Source organism: Streptomyces sp. MA5143a (assembly GCF_900290235.1).
GTDB lineage: Bacteria > Actinomycetota > Actinomycetes > Streptomycetales > Streptomycetaceae > Streptomyces.
The window spans coordinates 211,426-227,451 of record NZ_OLMK01000050.1 but is presented as its reverse complement, the minus strand read 5'-3'; the positions used below and the strand labels follow the sequence as shown (position 1 = coordinate 227,451).

General features: G+C 73.9%; 12 protein-coding genes. 8 read left to right on the top strand and 4 right to left on the bottom strand.

Features of this window, described 5'->3' with window-relative positions:
* Positions 1-11 precede the first annotated feature (11 nt).
* Positions 12-260, top strand: a complete 249-nt coding sequence (locus tag SMA5143A_RS23625) for a hypothetical protein (protein ID WP_055717617.1) — start codon at positions 12-14, stop codon at positions 258-260.
* A gap of 136 nt (positions 261-396) precedes the next feature.
* On the opposite strand, the gene SMA5143A_RS23620 is transcribed toward SMA5143A_RS23625, so the two are convergent.
* Positions 397-3,411, bottom strand: coding sequence for an AfsR/SARP family transcriptional regulator (locus tag SMA5143A_RS23620; RefSeq protein ID WP_258193688.1), 3,015 nt, complete (start codon positions 3,409-3,411; stop codon positions 397-399).
* A 462-nt stretch (positions 3,412-3,873) separates the two neighbouring features.
* On the opposite strand from SMA5143A_RS23620, the gene SMA5143A_RS23615 reads away from it, so the two are divergent.
* The 7 genes from SMA5143A_RS23615 to SMA5143A_RS23585 all read left to right on the top strand — a co-directional run bounded on the left by SMA5143A_RS23615 (position 3,874) and on the right by SMA5143A_RS23585 (position 12,096).
* Entirely contained in the window at positions 3,874-5,115 is a 1,242-nt protein-coding gene (locus tag SMA5143A_RS23615; RefSeq protein WP_107464844.1) for an IS701 family transposase, read from the top strand.
* Between the two features lie 526 nt (positions 5,116-5,641).
* The gene (locus SMA5143A_RS23610) at positions 5,642-7,408 is read left to right on the top strand and encodes an acyl-CoA dehydrogenase (RefSeq protein ID WP_146193935.1); all 1,767 of its coding nucleotides are present in this window, start codon (positions 5,642-5,644) and stop codon (positions 7,406-7,408) included.
* A gap of 2 nt (positions 7,409-7,410) precedes the next feature.
* On the top strand, positions 7,411-8,307 hold the full coding sequence (locus SMA5143A_RS23605; RefSeq protein ID WP_146193934.1) for a 4'-phosphopantetheinyl transferase family protein: 897 nt from the start codon (positions 7,411-7,413) through the stop codon (positions 8,305-8,307).
* Positions 8,304-9,221, top strand: a complete 918-nt coding sequence (locus tag SMA5143A_RS23600) for an MBL fold metallo-hydrolase (RefSeq protein ID WP_308812043.1) — start codon at positions 8,304-8,306, stop codon at positions 9,219-9,221. The genes SMA5143A_RS23605 and SMA5143A_RS23600 overlap by 4 nt, the downstream gene beginning before the upstream one ends.
* A 19-nt stretch (positions 9,222-9,240) precedes the next feature.
* Positions 9,241-10,833: an acyl-CoA carboxylase subunit beta gene (locus SMA5143A_RS23595; protein ID WP_107464841.1), complete on the top strand. Its 1,593-nt coding sequence runs from the start codon at positions 9,241-9,243 to the stop codon at positions 10,831-10,833.
* On the top strand, positions 10,830-11,096 hold the full coding sequence (locus SMA5143A_RS23590) for an acyl-CoA carboxylase epsilon subunit (protein WP_107464840.1): 267 nt from the start codon (positions 10,830-10,832) through the stop codon (positions 11,094-11,096). Before SMA5143A_RS23595 ends, SMA5143A_RS23590 begins: the two co-directional genes overlap by 4 nt.
* A gap of 160 nt (positions 11,097-11,256) precedes the next feature.
* Positions 11,257-12,096, top strand: a complete 840-nt coding sequence (locus tag SMA5143A_RS23585) for an AfsR/SARP family transcriptional regulator (RefSeq protein ID WP_258193687.1) — start codon at positions 11,257-11,259, stop codon at positions 12,094-12,096.
* Between the two features lie 70 nt (positions 12,097-12,166).
* On the opposite strand, the gene rfbH is transcribed toward SMA5143A_RS23585, so the two are convergent.
* From rfbH to SMA5143A_RS23570, 3 genes are read right to left on the bottom strand one after another with little or no spacing between them, the layout of a single operon-like run.
* The gene (gene rfbH / locus SMA5143A_RS23580) at positions 12,167-13,528 is read right to left on the bottom strand and encodes a lipopolysaccharide biosynthesis protein RfbH (protein WP_107464839.1); all 1,362 of its coding nucleotides are present in this window, start codon (positions 13,526-13,528) and stop codon (positions 12,167-12,169) included.
* On the bottom strand, positions 13,525-14,607 hold the full coding sequence (locus SMA5143A_RS23575; RefSeq protein ID WP_107464838.1) for a Gfo/Idh/MocA family protein: 1,083 nt from the start codon (positions 14,605-14,607) through the stop codon (positions 13,525-13,527). The genes rfbH and SMA5143A_RS23575 overlap by 4 nt, the downstream gene beginning before the upstream one ends.
* Positions 14,604-15,950, bottom strand: a complete 1,347-nt coding sequence (locus tag SMA5143A_RS23570) for an NDP-hexose 2,3-dehydratase family protein (protein ID WP_258193686.1) — start codon at positions 15,948-15,950, stop codon at positions 14,604-14,606. Before SMA5143A_RS23570 ends, SMA5143A_RS23575 begins: the two co-directional genes overlap by 4 nt.
* Positions 15,951-16,026: the final 76 nt, after the last annotated feature.

Sequence of the window (16,026 nt, the reverse complement as noted above, 5' to 3'; positions counted from 1 at the left end):
GGGGGATTGCTGTGACAGGTCCGGTCGGCTCTCTTCTGGCGGACGACCACGGCCCCTCCGGCGCCGCCGCGCGAGTCATCCTGGCCGACGACCACGGCCCCTCGGTCGCGCCTCTCGACGACCACGGCCCCTCGGTGGCGTCCGCCTCCGGCCCGCTGAACGACGACCACGGCCCCTCGGTCGCGTCCGCGTCGGGCCCCCTGAACGACGACCACGGGCCGTCGGTCGTACGGCGGTCGCCGGTGCTCCAGGCCGCGTGAACCACGCGGTACGTCGTTCCACCTGACGGTGGGTTCGGGCGGCGGCGGACGGGAGCCGCTGCGGGCCCCGGCCTCGGAAGAGGCCGGGGCCCGACGTCTGTTCCGGCACCGGTCGTCCGGTGTCGGCGGGGCCTGGTCAGGCGAGACGGCGGGCCTCGCGCGGTACCCCCATCTCGGCGAACAGCTCGTCGGCCCGGCGCCGGTGCTCCTGGGCGCCCGCGTGGTCCCCGAGTTCCTCGCCGGCCCTCGCCAGGCCGTGCAGCGCCTGCGCCGTCTCGTAGCGGAAGGCGATGCCGGAGGCCAGGTCGTGGGCGTTGCGGTGCCGGTCGCGGGCCTCGCTGAACTTCCCCAGCGCGCGCAGCACCCGGCCGGCGGCGTTCTCCACGGTGGCGCGGCGCGCGGTGGTCTCGGCGGCCGCCAGTTCCGCGGCCCGCTCGATGTAGGGCAGCGCCTGCTCGGGCCGGCCGAGCATCACATAGGCGTCGGCGCAGTAGGACAGGATGAGGGCCGTGTTGGCGGGCTTGTTCAGCCGGTCGCAGAGTTGCAGCGCCTCGTCGAGCCGTTCCAGGGCGGTCTGCGGTCTTCGTAGTCCCAGCAGGGCCAGGGCCAGCGTCGACAGGGAGACGATCGAGTTGCTGATCTCCCCGATCTCCCGGTAGAGCGCCAGCGAGCGGGCCGCCGCGTCGGCCGACTCCTGGTAGCGGCCGAGGCGGGCGTTGACCGAGCTGAGCAGGCCGAGGCTCACCGCCTCCTCCCGTACCTGGCCGAGCTCCTGTTGCAGGCACGCGGAGCCGGTGAGCAGTTCCAGTGCCTCGGCGAACTTGCCGAGGCTGTTGTAGACCTGGCCCAGTCTGCTCATGCACACGGCCTCGCCGAGCCGGTCGCCGCCGCGGGCGACGTCCAGCGCCTCCCGCAGATGTGCGGCGGCCTCCTCGTACAGGCCGAGCCGCCACTGCCCCATCGCGAGGTTGGTCAGGCTGATGCGCAGCAGGACCGGCTGTCCGAGGCTGCGGGCGGCCGCGACGGCGGCCCGGTTGGTCTCCTGGAGGTCGTGCGGGTAGTTCCTGATGTGGGAGTGGAAGCCGAGGGCGCGCGGCAGGTACGCGGCGTGCAGGAGGTGGCCGTTCTCCAGGGCCAGGTCCACCGCGGACAGCAGGCTGTCCCGCTGCCGGTCCAGCCACTGGAGGGCCTCGTCGGCCGTGGCGAAGCCGGGGTGGAGGGGGCGGCCGGGCGGCAGGAACTCCGGGAACCGGGGCCGCTTCGGGAAGAGGGTGTCGCAGGCGCTCTCCGCCGTCAGCACATAGTGGTCCAGGAGCCTTCCCACCGCCTGGTTCTCCTCCTCCCCGGCCTGCTCGGTGCCGAGGAGTCCGCGCGCGAAGCTCCTGACGAGATCGTGCATCCGGTACCAGCCGGGCTCGCGCTGTTCCAGCAGGTGGGCGTCGAGCAGATGCTCCAGGACCTCCTCGGCGTCGTGGGGGTGGCAGTCGAGGAGGGCCCCGGCGTCCGCCGGGTCGATGTTCCGGCCCGGGTGCAGGCCGAGCAGGCGGAAGGCGGTGCGCTTGCCCTCGTCCATCGCCTGGTACGACATGCGCAGCACGACCGCGACGCTGCGGCCGGTGGAGTTGAGTTCGTCCAGGCGGCGGGTCTCGTCGCACAGCCGGTCCACGAGCCGCTGGATCGTCCAGTGGGAGCGGTTCCTGAGGCGGGCGGCGGAGATCCGGATCGCGAGGGGCAGCCGGCCGCAGAGCCGGATCAGCTGGGCGCACGCCTCCGGTTCGCGCTCCACCCACTCGCGGCCGAGGGTCCGGGCCAGCAGTTCGGTGGCGTCGTCGTCGGTCAGCACGTCCAGCGAGAGCCAGCGGGCGCCGTCCAGGTCCACCAGGCGGGGGCGGCTGGTGACGAGGGTGAGGCAGTCGGGGGAGGCCGGGATCAGCGGCATGACCTGGTCGGCGGTGGCGGCGTTGTCGAGGACGATCAGCAGCCTGCGCTGCGCGGTGATCGAACGCCACAGCGCGGTACGGGCCGCCGGGTCGTCGGGCAGTTCCTCACCGGGCACCCCCGCCGACGCCAGCAGCGCGTCCAGCGCGGCGGCCGAGCTGAGCGGCTCCTGACCGGGGGTGAATCCGCGCATGTCGACGAAGAGCTGGCTGTCCGGCCAGTACGGGGCGAGCTGGTGGGCGGCCTGCACGGCGAGCGCGGTCTTGCCGCTTCCGCCCATGCCGTCGATGGCGACGATGTGTGCCCAGACCCCGTCCTTGTCGAGGGCCGTCTCACGGATCCAGTCCATCTCGGCGGCCCGGCCGGAGAAGTCCCGCAGCGCGTACGGCAGTGTGCTCGGCGACGAGGGCATGGCCGGCAGGGGCGGCGCGGGCACGGCTGAGGGCGTCGACGCGGCGGACGGTGCCGGGAGGGCGGACGGCGCGGCCGGGCCGGGTTCGCCCGCCGGTGGGGAGGGGGCGGTGGCGGGGGGCGCGGCCGGCTCCCGCACCGGTTCGGGCAGGGCCAGTTCGGGGCTCTGGCGCAGGATGTCCTCGTAGAGCTTCGTCAGGGCCCCGCTGGGGTCGATGCCCAGTTCCTCGGCGAGCAGATGGCGGACGCGCCCGTACTCCTCCAGGGCCTCGGCCTGCCGTCCCGTGCGGTACAGCGCCAGCATCAGCTGCCCGCGCAGGGTCTCCCGCAGCGGGTGCTGGTTGACCAGCACCCGCAGTTCGCCGACGACCGACGACGCCTCACCGGCCGACAGCTGGAGGCTGAACAGCTGCTCGGCGGCCGCCAGATGCTGCTCCTCCAGCGCCGCCGAGGCCGCGTCGATGACCGAGCCGCCGAAGCCCGCCATGACCGGGCCGCGCCACAGCTCCATCGCCGCTCTGAGCTCCTCCGCGGCGAGGGCCCGGCGGCCTTCCTCCACGGCCTGGCGCGCCCTGCGCAGCCGGGAGCGGTACTGGCTGAGGTCCAGCTGGTCCTCGCCCACGGACGCCCGGTAGCCGGGGCCGTCGGTCAGTATCATCTCGGCCCCGCCCGGTATGCGCTGCCGTAGTTCGGCGACGGCCTTGCGGATCTGGTGCGAGGCGCTGATCGGCGGATTGTCGTCCCAGGCGGCCTCCACCAGGCGCGGCACGGGAACGACGCGGTTGGCTTCCAGGAGCAGCATCACCAATGTGCGTGAACGCAGAGCCCCGCCCAGTTTCAGCGGCGAATCCTCGTGCCGGCCTTCGAGAACGCCAAGGATTCGGAATCTCGGGCTCCGAATTTCTGCAGCACGATGTGCCATCTTCGCACAGCCCCCCGTCGACGATCTTTCAGGTCTGATCGACAGCTGCCAGATTCTATGCAGGCTTGTCCGATCGCATCAATTGATACTTGTACGCTCCGCAACCGCAGTGTCACGGTAAACGCTTATTTCCCGTGACGGCTCGCCAGGTCAACTGGTGGCCATTTTCAACCCCTCGTTCCGGAGCGCCCGTTCTGCCCCTGTTGGCCCACGGCGCCAGCGACTTCCCGCCATGCGGGACCGAGGCGGAATCGGGCCGGGAAAGGCTCGGTACCGCCGACGGCCAGTGTGTTTTTTGGCCGGGAGTAGCCGCTCCGGCCGCCGTCCGGAGGGGGAAGGCCGATGTACGACCATCGCGACCACGTCGCAGAGCTCTGCTCCAGACTGTTCGCCTCGATGCCGCGGCGCGGTCAGCGGCTCAAGGCGGAACGGTACGTCCGGGCCCTGCTGTCGGTGCCCGGACGCAAGACGCTGCGGAACATCGCCGACTGGATGGAGGGCGAGCCCGCCGACCGGGAGCCCGCCAAGCAGAGCGTCCACCACTTCATCAGCAACTCCTCGTGGGACTGGACGCGGGTACGGCACGCGCTCGCCGGGTACGTCGAGGACACCGTCGCCCCGCGCGCGTGGGTGGTCCGGCCCCTGGTGATCCCCAAGGCGGGGCCGCACTCCGTGGGTGTCGACCAGCAGTTCGTGCCGCACCTCGGCCTGACCGTCCACGGGCAGCAGGCGTACGGCGCCTGGCTCGCGTCCGAGCAGACGGCCGTCCCCTGCGACTGGTCGCTGCTGCTGACCCGCGCCTGGCTCGACGACCCCGGGCGGCGCCGCCGCGCGCAGATCCCGGCCGGCGCGCTGCCCGCCGGGCCGGAGGAGGTCGCGGGCCGGCTCGCGGTCGGGGCGAGCCGGGGCCTGCCGTCGGGGCGGCCGGTCGTGATCGACGCGGAGGGGCTCGACCCCGCGCGGATGCTGCGGGTGCTCGTGCCGGCCGGGGTGCCCGCCGTCGTCCGGGTGCCGGCGTCGACGCCGCTGCGGGTCGACCCCGCCGTCCTGCACAGCTACAGCGAACGGCCGGCCACGGCCGACCAGCTCGTCTCCGGGTGCCGGCGGCTGTGGCGGCCCGCCGAGGGACGTGGGGTGCGGGCCGCGCTCCCCGTCGTCCTGCCCGCGGCACCACGGCTGCCGCTGCTGCTCCTCGCCCGGTGGACGGCCGGAACCCGGGGCCCCGACCGCTACTGGCTGGCCACCGCGCCCGCCCTCGGCACGGCCCCCGGACCGGGCACGCCCCTCGGCTCGGGGGCGCCGTCCGGCCTGGGCACGGCCCCCGGCTCGGGCTCGTCTCCCTGCGTCGGCGCAGCCCGCGGGGCCGGTGCGCCGTACCGCTCCGACGAGGCCCCGCTCGCGCTCGCCGCGCTGGCCGACACCGTGGAGCTGGCCTTCCGTCAGGTGTCCGAACAGACGGGGATACGGGACTTCGCGGGCCGCTCCTTCCAGGGCTGGCACCGGCACATGACCCTCGCGTCGGCGGCCCACGCGGCGGCGGTGCTCCGCGACCGCCGAGCCGTGCACGGGGTGCGCGCGGCGTAGCCCCGCCGGGCGGGAGGGGCGGCGCCGGGGCCCGCAGCTTCGCTCAACACCTCTGCGCCGGGGCCCGTGGGCAGGCGCCCGTCCCCGGCACCGGCGTCTTCCTCAACCGGGTTCCGGCGCGGGCCCGTTGCCCTCGACGCGGCTTCGGCACCGCCCCGTTCCCCGCAGGACCCCGGCACCAGCCCGTAGCCCAGGCCAGGCCCGGCCCGGCCCGGCACCGGCATCTTCCTCAACCGGCCCCCGGCGCCGCCCCGTTGCCCCCGACACAGCCCCGGCCCGCCCCGTTGCCCCCGACACAGCCCCGGCCCGCCCCGTTCCCCTCAGGGCTCCGGCGTCACCGCGTAGCCCCGGCTCGGACCCGGCACCGGCCCGTTCCCCGTCAGCCCCGGACCAGTCCGTAGCCCCGGCTCGGACGCGGCGACAGCTCCTTCCCCGGGCGGGCCGACGGCCCGTTCGAGTACACCCCGAGCCGAGCTCCAGCTCTCTCCGCGACCGTTGCGTACGCGGCGGAGGTGAGGAGACGGCGATGACGGAGGCAGGGCCTGGCGCGGGGGTCCCGGTGGCTGTCGTACGGCAGGCGGGAGTCCCGCGACAGGTCCTGCCTCCGTGTGGTCCGGCGGCCCGGCGGGGCGCCCTGGAGGCGGTGCTCGGCGACCCGGGCGACGCGGCGAACCCGCTGGGGGACGCCGGGGTGCTCGCGGCGGAGCGCCGCGGGGACCTGCCGCTCGGCGGTGAGCCGTCGCTCGCGGCGTTCGGGCTGCACGAGGACTTCGTGCCCGAGGAGCACGGCGGGCGCCTGGCGGGCCTGGACGGGGCCGCAGCCCTGCTGCGGGCGGTGTTCCGGCGGGACGCCGCGCTCGGCCGCGGCTACGGCTCCGCGTCCCTGGGCGCCGCGCTGTACGCGTGGTGCTTCGGCACCGCCGGGCAGCGCGCCGCCACCGCCCGCCTGCTGCTCGCCGGTGAGCGGATCGCCGGCGGCGCGGCCGTCGAGGAGGGTCTGACCGCGACCGCCGGTGACGCGGCGCCACTGCGGCTGACCGGCCGTACGGCGGGTCTGGTGAACGCCCCCCGCGCCGCGGGTCTCGTGGTGGTACCCCGGCACGCGGGCCCGGACGGCGAGTCGGTGCTGCTCCTGCGCCGCGGGGACCTGCCGCCGGGCTCGGTGGGGCAGCTGTCGCCGTACGACGTCGGCGTTCCGCCGCGCATCCCCGCCGGTGAACTCGTGCTGGACGACTGGCCGGTGCCCGCCGGAGCGGTGATCGGCGAGGTGGGCGACGGCCAGTGGGTCACCCGCCGGGTCGCGCAGGCCCGCCTCCCGCTGCTCCCGTCGATGGCGGTCGGCTGCGCCGACACCGCTCTGCGCGCCGTGCTGACGGCGGTGCTGACGGAGCGCGGCGGGGTGCGGGGCATGCGCTCGCGGGTCACGCGCCGCACGGTGGTGGGCGCGTTCGCGGACCTGCTGGCCGCGGACTGCCTGTCGCTGGTGACGCTGCGCTCGCTGCACCTGATGCCGGAACGGTCGAGCATCTGGTCGGCCGCGGCCAGGTATCTGGTGCAGCGGCTGCTCCAGGAGGGCGTGGGCGACCTGATGACGGTGCTGGGGACCGACTCGATGCGGGACGGGGACGGTCTCGGCACCTTCCACAAGCAGGTCCGCGATCTCGCGGCGATGCCGCCCGGCCCCGCCGGGTCGGCCGCCGCCCTCGCCACGCTGCTGCCGCAACTGCCCACCCTGGCCCGACGTTCCTGGACGGCTGAGGGGCAGCCGGCCCCGGCGGAACTGTTCCGGCCGGACGGGCCGGTGCCGCCCCTGGCAGGCGCGCGGCTGAAGCTGGCGGCGGCCGACGACGGCCTGACCGTGCTGCTCGCGCGGGCCCGCGACGGGCTGGCCGACGAGGGGCTCGCCAACTGGCCGACCGCGCTCTCGGACGAGCTGGCCGCGCTGCGCGCCCAGTGCAGGCGCCTGCCCGAGCTGGATCCCGCCGTGCTCGCCAACCCGCGCGGCTTCGCCCTGAGCGAGCGCTACGCGCTGCTCGCCGCGGCAGCCGCCTGCCTCGGGGTGTGGCGGGCGGCCAAGCATGCGGGCACCGGCGGGTTCCTCGCCGAGCCGGCCTGGCTGCTCACCGCGCTGGGACGGATCTCCGTGCGGCTCGGCCTGCCGGTGACGGCCGCTTCGGCCGACCACGAGGACGTGCTGCTCGCCGAGGCCGTAAGGCGCTGCCGCGAGGGCCGCAGCCTCGATCTGTACGACACCGCGCTGGGCACACCGGCCCGGCACCACGAGAAGGGATGAGCATGTCCGTACGCCGTGGTCTGGCAGGGCCGCCTCCGCTGCGCGTCACCTCCCCCGACGGTCCGTGGGAGGCGCTGCGCGGCGCCGTCCGCGACGGCGGGTACGGGCTGGCGTACGGCCTGGCGAGCGAATGGGCGGCCGCGGCGCGCGGGCCAGGGCTGCGCGGGCTCCTCGGTCACGAGTACGGCCGCTACCTGGCGGTGAACGGCGAGGAGGCCCGCACCCGGTTCGCCGTGTCGCGCCTGGTGCTCAAGCACGGGGCGGCCGCGGTGCTGGGCGCCGGCCCGGCCGACCTGGAGCTGGCCCGCCGCCCCAACGGCCGCCCGTATCTGCGGGGATGCGGGCGGCTGGACGTGAGCCTCAGCCACACGGGCGACGTCGTCGCGGTGGGACTGAGCCGGCTGGGCCCGATCGGCGTGGACGTCGAACCGCAGGGCAGGGCGGCGTACGGCACGGGCCTGGAGGAGGACGTGTGCACGGACCATGAGCGGGCGGCCCTGGGATGGCTGCCGGAGGAGGACCGGAACGCCGCGGTGATCCGGCTGTGGACGCTCAAGGAGGCGTACACGAAGGCGCTGGGCCTCGGGACGCGGCTGTCGTTCCGTTCGTTCGGGTTCACCACCCCGTCGACCCGGACCGCCGCGCCACGGCTGCTGGGCACGGACGGGCTGCCCGCCGACGACGGGGGCTGGCACTTCGAGACCCACACCCTCGACGACCGGTGCACCCTCAGCGCGGCCGTGGGACCGGCGCCCCATGCCGCCGCCGGGACAGTGGACGCGTCCGGGATGGTGGACAGCGGCCTGATGCGGGCGGTGATGACCTGCTCCCGCAAGGACGCCCTGGCCACCACCGGCGCGGAGGGCGACGGCAACGGCACCGCGGGGAGGCCCGCGTGAGCCGGCACTCCCCCGCGGACGCCCGCATGGTCGAGATCGAGGACGGGGTGTACGCGTACGTCCAGCCGGACGGCGGCTGGTGCCTGAACAACGCGGGGCTGATCACCGCCGGCGGACGGCCCGCGCTGATCGACACGGCGGCGACCGAGGCACGGGCGCTGGCGCTGAGGGAGGCGGTCGCGGCCGTCGCACCGTGTCCCCCGCGCTATGTGGTCAACACCCATCCGCACGGGGACCACACCTTCGGCAACCGGTTCTTCGCGGACGACGCGGTGGTCATCGCCCACGAGGCGACCCGCGCCGAGATGGACCTCGCCCAGCTGCATCTGACCGGGCTGTGGCCCGAGGTGTGCTGGGGTGAGCTGGCCGTGGAGCTGCCGACCCTGACGTTCGTCGAGCCGCTGACACTGCATCTGGGCGACGTCCGGGCCGAGTTGACGCATCCGGGCGTGGCGCACACCACCAACGACACGGTGGTGTGGCTGCCCGAGCAGGAGGTGCTGTTCGCGGGCGACCTGGTGATGAACGGGGCCACGCCGTTCTGCCTGACCGGGTCCGTCGCGGGCACGATCGACGTCGTCGGCAAGCTGCGGGCGCTCGGCCCGCGGGTCGTCGTGCCCGGTCACGGCCCGGTCGGCGGGCCGGAGTTGCTGGACACCGCCGAGCGGTACCTGCGCTGGGTGCAGGAGTTGGCGGCGCGGGGCCTCGCGGCGGGGCTGAGCCCGCTGGAGACGGCGCGTGAGGCCGACCTCGGCCCGTACGCGGAACTCCTCGACAGCGAGCGGCTGGTGCCGAACCTGCACCGGGCGTTCGCGGAGGCCGGCGGTGCGCCGCCCGGTCACCCGCTCGACATCGGACTGCTGTTCTCGGAAATGGTCGAGTTCCACGGCCGGCTCCCCGAATGCCACGCGTGAGAGACCGAAAGGGGCAGAAGTGAGTGTCATCCAGGAGACCGAGGAAGCGCCGGCGGTCGCCGGCACCACCCGGGCACGGGTGGAGGAGCTGGCCTCGCTGCGCGCGGCGGTGGTCGCGGGGCCGGGCGAGAAGGCCACCTCGGCGCAGAAGGCGAAGGGCAAGCTGACCGTGCGGGAGCGGCTGGACATCCTCTTCGACGAGGGCTCGTTCGTCGAGATCGAGGGGCTGCGCCGGCACCGCGCCACGGGCTTCGGTCTGGAGGACCGCCGCCCGCACACGGACGGCGTCGTCACCGGCTGGGGCACGGTGGACGGCCGTCCCGTCTTCGCCTACGCCCATGACTTCCGGATCTTCGGCGGCGCGCTCGGCGAGGCCCACGCGCAGAAGATCCACAAGCTGATGGACCTGGCGGAGTCCGCGGGCGCGCCCGTCGTGGGGCTCTGCGACGGCGCGGGCGCCCGCATCCAGGAAGGGGTGACGGCGCTCGCCGGGTACGGCGGCATCTTCCGCCGCAATGTGCGCAACTCCGGGGTGATCCCGCAGATCAGCGTGATCCTGGGGCCCTGCGCGGGCGGCGCCGCCTACTCCCCCGCGCTGACGGACTTCGTCTTCATGGTGCGCGGCACCTCGCAGATGTTCATCACGGGCCCCGACGTGGTGCAGGCGGTCACCGGCGAGCAGATCACCCATGACGACCTGGGCGGCGCCGATGTGCACGCCGAGCGGTCCGGGGTGGCGGGGTTCGTGTACGACAACGAGGAGTGCTGCCTGCGGGACGTACGGCACCTGCTGTCGTTCCTGCCGTCGAACAACCGGGAGACGCCGCCCGGCGGCCCCACCTGCGACCCCTCGGACCGGCGCGTGGAGGCGCTGGTGGACCTGGTGCCGGCCGACCCGAACCAGGCGTACGACATGGCGAAGGTCATCGAGGAGATCGCCGACCACGGCGAGGTCTTCGAGGTCCACGAGCGGTGGGCGCCCAACGTGATCTGCGCGCTGACCCGCATGGGCGGCGAGGTGGTGGGCGTGGTCGCCAACCAGCCGCAGCGGATGGCCGGGGTGCTGGACATCGAGGCCAGCGAGAAGGCCGCCCGTTTCGTGCAGATGTGCGACGCGTTCAACATTCCGCTGGTGACCCTGGTGGACGTGCCGGGGTTCCTGCCGGGGGTGGACCAGGAGCACGGCGGGGTCATCCGGCACGGCGCCAAGCTGCTGTACGCCTACTGCAACGCCACCGTGCCGCGGGTCCAGCTCATCCTCCGCAAGGCCTACGGCGGCGCGTACATCGTCATGGACTCGCGGTCCATCGGGACGGACGTGTCGCTGGCGTGGCCGATCAACGAGATCGCCGTGATGGGCGCGGAGGGCGCCGCGGGCGTCGTCTTCCGTCGGCAGATCGCGCAGGCGGACGACCCCGACGCCATGCGGGCCCGCCTGGTCAAGGAGTACAAGGAGGAGCTGATGCACCCGTACTACGCGGCGGAGCGGGGTCTGGTCGACGACGTCATCGACCCGGCCGACACCCGGTCCGTCCTGATCCGCACCCTGTCCGTGCTGCGCTCCAAGCACGCGCCGCTGCCCAGCCGCAAGCACGGGAACCAGCCCCAGTGAGCGCCGACCGCACGCCCACCGGACCGGAGGCGGAGACACGGGCCGTTCTCGGCGGCGCGTCCTGGCGGATCACCCGCGGCAATCCCACACCGGAGGAACTGGCCGCGCTCGCCGTCGTCCTGGCGACCCGTCTGCGGGCCGCGCACACCGACGACGGCACCGCGGCCCCGCTGCGCGGCGCGTCCTGGGACGGCGGCCCGGAGCGCCGCCCGGCGCCCGCCTGGACCGCGCGCTCCCTGCCGGGCTGGCGCTCGGCGGCGTGACGCTCCGTCAGGAGCGCGCGGCGCAAGGAGAACAGGGCGAGAGTGACACTCTCGCCCTGTCGGCGTAGGGGGGCACCTCGCACCACGCCTACCGTTCTGGTCATCACCTCACAGAACGCGGCAACCGGCATTCTTCGCCCCCACACGTAGAGGAGCAAGCGTGGTGCGGTTCAACCTCATAGGCCCGTTCGAGATCGTCGCGCAGGACGGCAGGTCCTATCTGCCGAGCACGCCGAAGGTGTGCCAGACCCTGGCGTTGCTGCTGACCCGGGCGAACGAGATCGTCACGTCCGATTCCCTCATCCACGAACTGTGGGGCGAGAGCCCGCCCCGCAGCGCCGTCACGACCCTCCAGACGTACGTCTACCACGCCCGGCGGATGTTCGTGGCCGAGAACCTCGTCCCCGCCGAGCGGCCCCTGCTGGTCACCCGTGCCCCCGGCTACGCCGTCCGGGTCGAGGACGACGAGGTCGACATACGGATCTTCGAGCGGCTGGTCGCCGAGGCACACACCGACCTCGGGGCGCAGCGGTACGAGTCGGCCGTGCGCAGGATCGACGGGGCCCTGGAGCTGTGGCGGGGGCCCGCCCTGTCCAACATCCCTGCGGGTGACCTGCTCACCGGGCACATCGTGCACCTGGAGGAGCTGCGCATCCGGGCGCTGGAGATCCGGATCGAGGCGGAGGGCGGGCTGAACCGGCACCGCGAGTCCATTCCCCAGCTGCGCAAGCTCGTCAACGACTACCCGCTCAACGAGTGGTTCCACAGCCGGCTCATCATGGCGCTGGGCTCCTCGGGGCGGCGCGCGGAGGCCCTCCAGGCGTACCAGAAGCTGCGGCGCATCCTCGCGGACGAGCTGGGCCTGGAGCCCTCCGCGGACCTTCAGCGGCTCCAGCTGGAACTGCTCGGTTCCCGACCGGACGGCGGGACGCGGGGGACCCCGCGCTCCGGTTCGGGGAACACCGCGCAGGGGCCCACGCGGCTGCCCGTCTTCACCTGAGCGCCTCACATGTTCGCCCCCGCCGGCCCTGGGCCGGCGGGGGCGAACATGTGTCGGGGACGTCTACGGCTCAGGACTTCTTCGCCGCGAAGTCGCGGACGCTCTCGGCGATCCAGTCGACGCGCTGCTCGTCCAGGCCCGGATAGACGCCCACCCAGAAGGTGTGCTCGGCGACGAGGTCGCTGTTCACCAGGGAGCCCACCACGCGGTGGGGGCGGTCCTGGTAGGCGGGGTGCCGGGTGAGGTTGCCGGCGAAGAAGCGGCGGGTGCCGATCCTGCGGGCCTCCAGGAAGTCGACCAGCTCCTTGCGGGTGAAGCGGGCCTCGGGGCGGACCGTGAGGGCGAAGCCGAACCAGCTGGGGTCGCTGTCGGGGGTCGCCTCGGGCAGGATCAGCCCGGGTACGCCGTCCAGTCCCTCCCGCAGGCGGCGCCAGTTGGCGCGGCGGGCGTCGCCGAAGGCGTCCAGTCGGCGGAGCTGGCTGAGGCCGAGGGCGGCCTGGAGGTCGGTGGCCTTCAGGTTGTAACCGACGTGGGAGAAGATGTACTTGTGGTCGTAGCCGTGCGGCAGCGTGCCCATCTGGTAGTCGAACCGCTTGAAGCAGCGGTTGTTCTCGCCCGGCTCGCACCAGCAGTCCCGGCCCCAGTCGCGCAGTGACTCCACGATCCGGGCCAGCGACAGATTGCTGGTGAGGACGCAGCCGCCCTCGCCCATCGCGAGGTGGTGCGCCGGGTAGAAGCTGGTCGTGGCGATGTCGCCGAAGGTGCCGGTGAGTTTGCCCCGGTAGGTCGAGCCGACGGCGTCGCAGTTGTCCTCGATCAGGAACAGGTCGTGTTCCTCGGCGAGCGCGGCGATCTCCTCGACGGCGAACGGGTTGCCCAGGGCGTGGGCGATCATGATGGCCTTCGTGCGCGGGCCGATGGCCGCGGCCACCCGCTCCGGTGTGGTGTTGTACGTCGGGATGTCGACGTCGACGAAGACGGGCACGAGGCCGTTCTGGATGATCGGGTTGACGGTGGTCGGGAAGCCCGCCGCGACGGTGATCACCTCGTCGCCGGGCCGCAGCCGGCGGTCCTCCAGCAGGTGCGAGGTGAACGCGGACAGCGCCAGCAGGTTCGCGGACGAGCCGGAGTTGGCGAGGTGCGCCTTGCGCAGCTTGAAGTACCGGGCGAAGTCCCGCTCGAAGCGGCGGGAGCTGACCCCCGAGGCGATCCGCATCTCCAGCGCGGCCTCGACGAGCGCCGCCCGGTCCTCGGCGTCGAAGACGGCGCCGGAGGGCCACACCTCGGTCTCGCCGGGCACGAACGCGCCTGACCCGCCGCCGTGCTGGTCGCCGTGGGCGTGGTAGTCACGGACCTGTTCCAGGATGCGGGCCTTGGCCGCCGTCCGCTCCTGCTTGGCCTCGGGGGAACCGGTCACCAGGGTCTCGGTCATCGCGCATCGCCTCCCACGGCGTACTGGGCCTGTCGTTGGATGTCGGCGGTGAGCTCCGCCTGTCGGGTACTGATCGCGCCGGACGTGCCGGCCTCGTCGCCGGTCGGGTCGTCGGTCGTGCCGCCCGCCCTGCCGCCCCCCGTACGGCCCGTCGTGTCGTCGGTCGGGGCGTCGGTCGCCCCGCCGGCGCCGACCGCTCGGGCGAACGCCTCGACGCCGCCGAGGCACTGGTCGTACGGCTCCAGCTCCTGGCGCCGGGCGCCGTCCGGGCCCTCCAGCAGCAGGACGGGGCGGTGGCCGGGGGGCGGGGTGAAGGCGTGGTCGAGGAGGAGCCTGCCGGTGCTGCCGAGCACCTCGTAGCGGGACGTGTACCGGTGCTCCATGCCGAAGGTGAGGTGGGCGGTGGCGCCGTCCGCGTCCCGGCACAGCAGGGCCGCGCCCGCCACGTCGACGCCCCGCGCCGGATCGGTGCGCAGCACCGCGCCCGCGACCCGCAGTTCCGGACCGAGCAGCAGCTGGGCGGCGCGCAGCGGGTAGACGCCCACGTCGAGGAGGGCGCCGCCGCCGAGGTCGGCGCGGTAGCGGATGTCGGCCGGGGGCCGCGGGGGGATGGTGAAGGCGGCCGAGACCGCGCGGACCTCGCCGACGGCGCCCCGCGCGATCAGGTCGAGCACCGCCCGGTGCTGCGGGTGGTGGACGAACAGGTAGTTCTCCCGCAGCACCAGCCCCGACTTCCGGGCCAGGGCGACCAGTTCGGCGGTCGTGCGGGGGTCGGTGGTCAGCGGCTTCTCGGCGAGGACGTGCTTGCCGGCCTCCAGGGCGGCGCGCACCCAGTCGGCGTGCAGCGCCGCCGGCACGGGCACGTACACCGCGTCCACGCGGGGGTCGGCGAGGACCGCCCGGTAGTCGGGCAGCGCGTCGGCCCCGTACGCGGCGGCCAGGGTCCTCGCACGCTCGGGGTCACGGCTCGCCACGGCGGTCAGGGTGATGCCGGGCGCGCGGGACACGGCGGGCAGGATCCGGCGGACGGCGATGTCGGCGGCGCCCAGCAGGCCGAGCCGTACGGTGCGCCCGGTCATCGGTCCCGCTGCCGCAGGAAGCGCAGGCAGGTCAGCAGGTTGCGGGCCTCGACGTTGACGTGGTTGGAGTACCTCAGCAGGCTGCCGAGCTGTCCGGGCGTCATCCAGATGTGGTCCTCGCCCGCGTCGAGCGGCACGCCGTCGTCGGCCTCGACGGCGAGGTAGCGGTTCTCGGCGTGGTGGAAGCGGCCGCCCTCCTCCGAGTGCACCACGTCGAACAGGATCCGCGACGGGTCCGCCGACAGGACCGTGTCCAGGAAGCGGGGCCGCTGCTCCGCGGGGCGTCCGTCGTAGTTGGCCGGGCAGCACTGCACGGTCGGCGCCATCTCGGCGATGTCGCGGGAACCGGCCTCCGTGCGGGCGTTCACCAGTACATGGCGGCGGCCGTCGATCCGCCGGGTGAGGAAGGCGATCACACCGCGTCCGGCGGGGGCCAGCATCGGCTGCGACCAGCGGGCCACCTCGCGGCCGTCCGCCTCGACGTCCACGCCGATCACCGAGAAGTAGCGGCCCTCCTCGTGGACGAAGCGGTCCCCGGTGTGGGTCCAGCCCTTCACCTCGGCGAGCGGGATACGGCGCCGGTGCAGGTCCTGCGGGGCCTTGACGTCGGTGAACCAGCTGAGCAGTTCGGTCATCGAGTGCTGGCCGCGGTCCTCGGCGCCGGGCCCGCCGAGGTCGCCGGGCCAGGGCTCCGGCAGGCCCGACAGGACGGTGCGGGTGTCCATGTTGACGACGTTGTCCAGCGCGAGCAGGTCGCCGATCTGCTCCAGGGTCAGCCAGCAGAAGCCCTCGCGCGGCGGCACGTCCTCGTCGGGCGGCAGCTCCACGATCATGTTGCGGTTGCGCTTGCTGTGGAACCAGGAGCCCTGCTCGGACTGGAGCGCGTCGAACAGGACCCGCCGCCGGGGCGGCGCCAGGAAGTACTCCAGGTACGGGACGGCGCCGCCCTGGTGGACGCGGGTGAAGTTGGACCGGGTGGCCTGCACCGTCGGGGACATCTGGAGGACGTTGATGTTGCCCGGCTCCATCTTGGCCTGGAGCAGGAAGTGCCGTACGCCGTCGAAGTCCTTGACGAGGATGCCGAGGATGCCGGCCTCGGGCTGCACGATGATCGGCTGCGTCCAGGACCGGGTCTCGCGGCGGCCGGTGGTGATCTCGACGCCCTCGACGGTGAAGAACTTCCCCGTGCGGTGCCGCAGGTTCCCGGTGTCCGGGTCGCTCGCCCAGCCGTCCAGGGCGTCGAGCGGCACGGGCGTCACCCGGTGCCGGTGGGTGCGGTTCCGTTCGGCGAACCAGTCGAGGAACTCCGACGTCTGTCGGAAGCGGAACACAGTGGGGAACACGGTGGGGCCCTCCCGGTCGGCTGCTGTGCCGCCAGCATTCGGCACGGCGGTAGAAGGGGGCTCGAAGGCGGGGCGC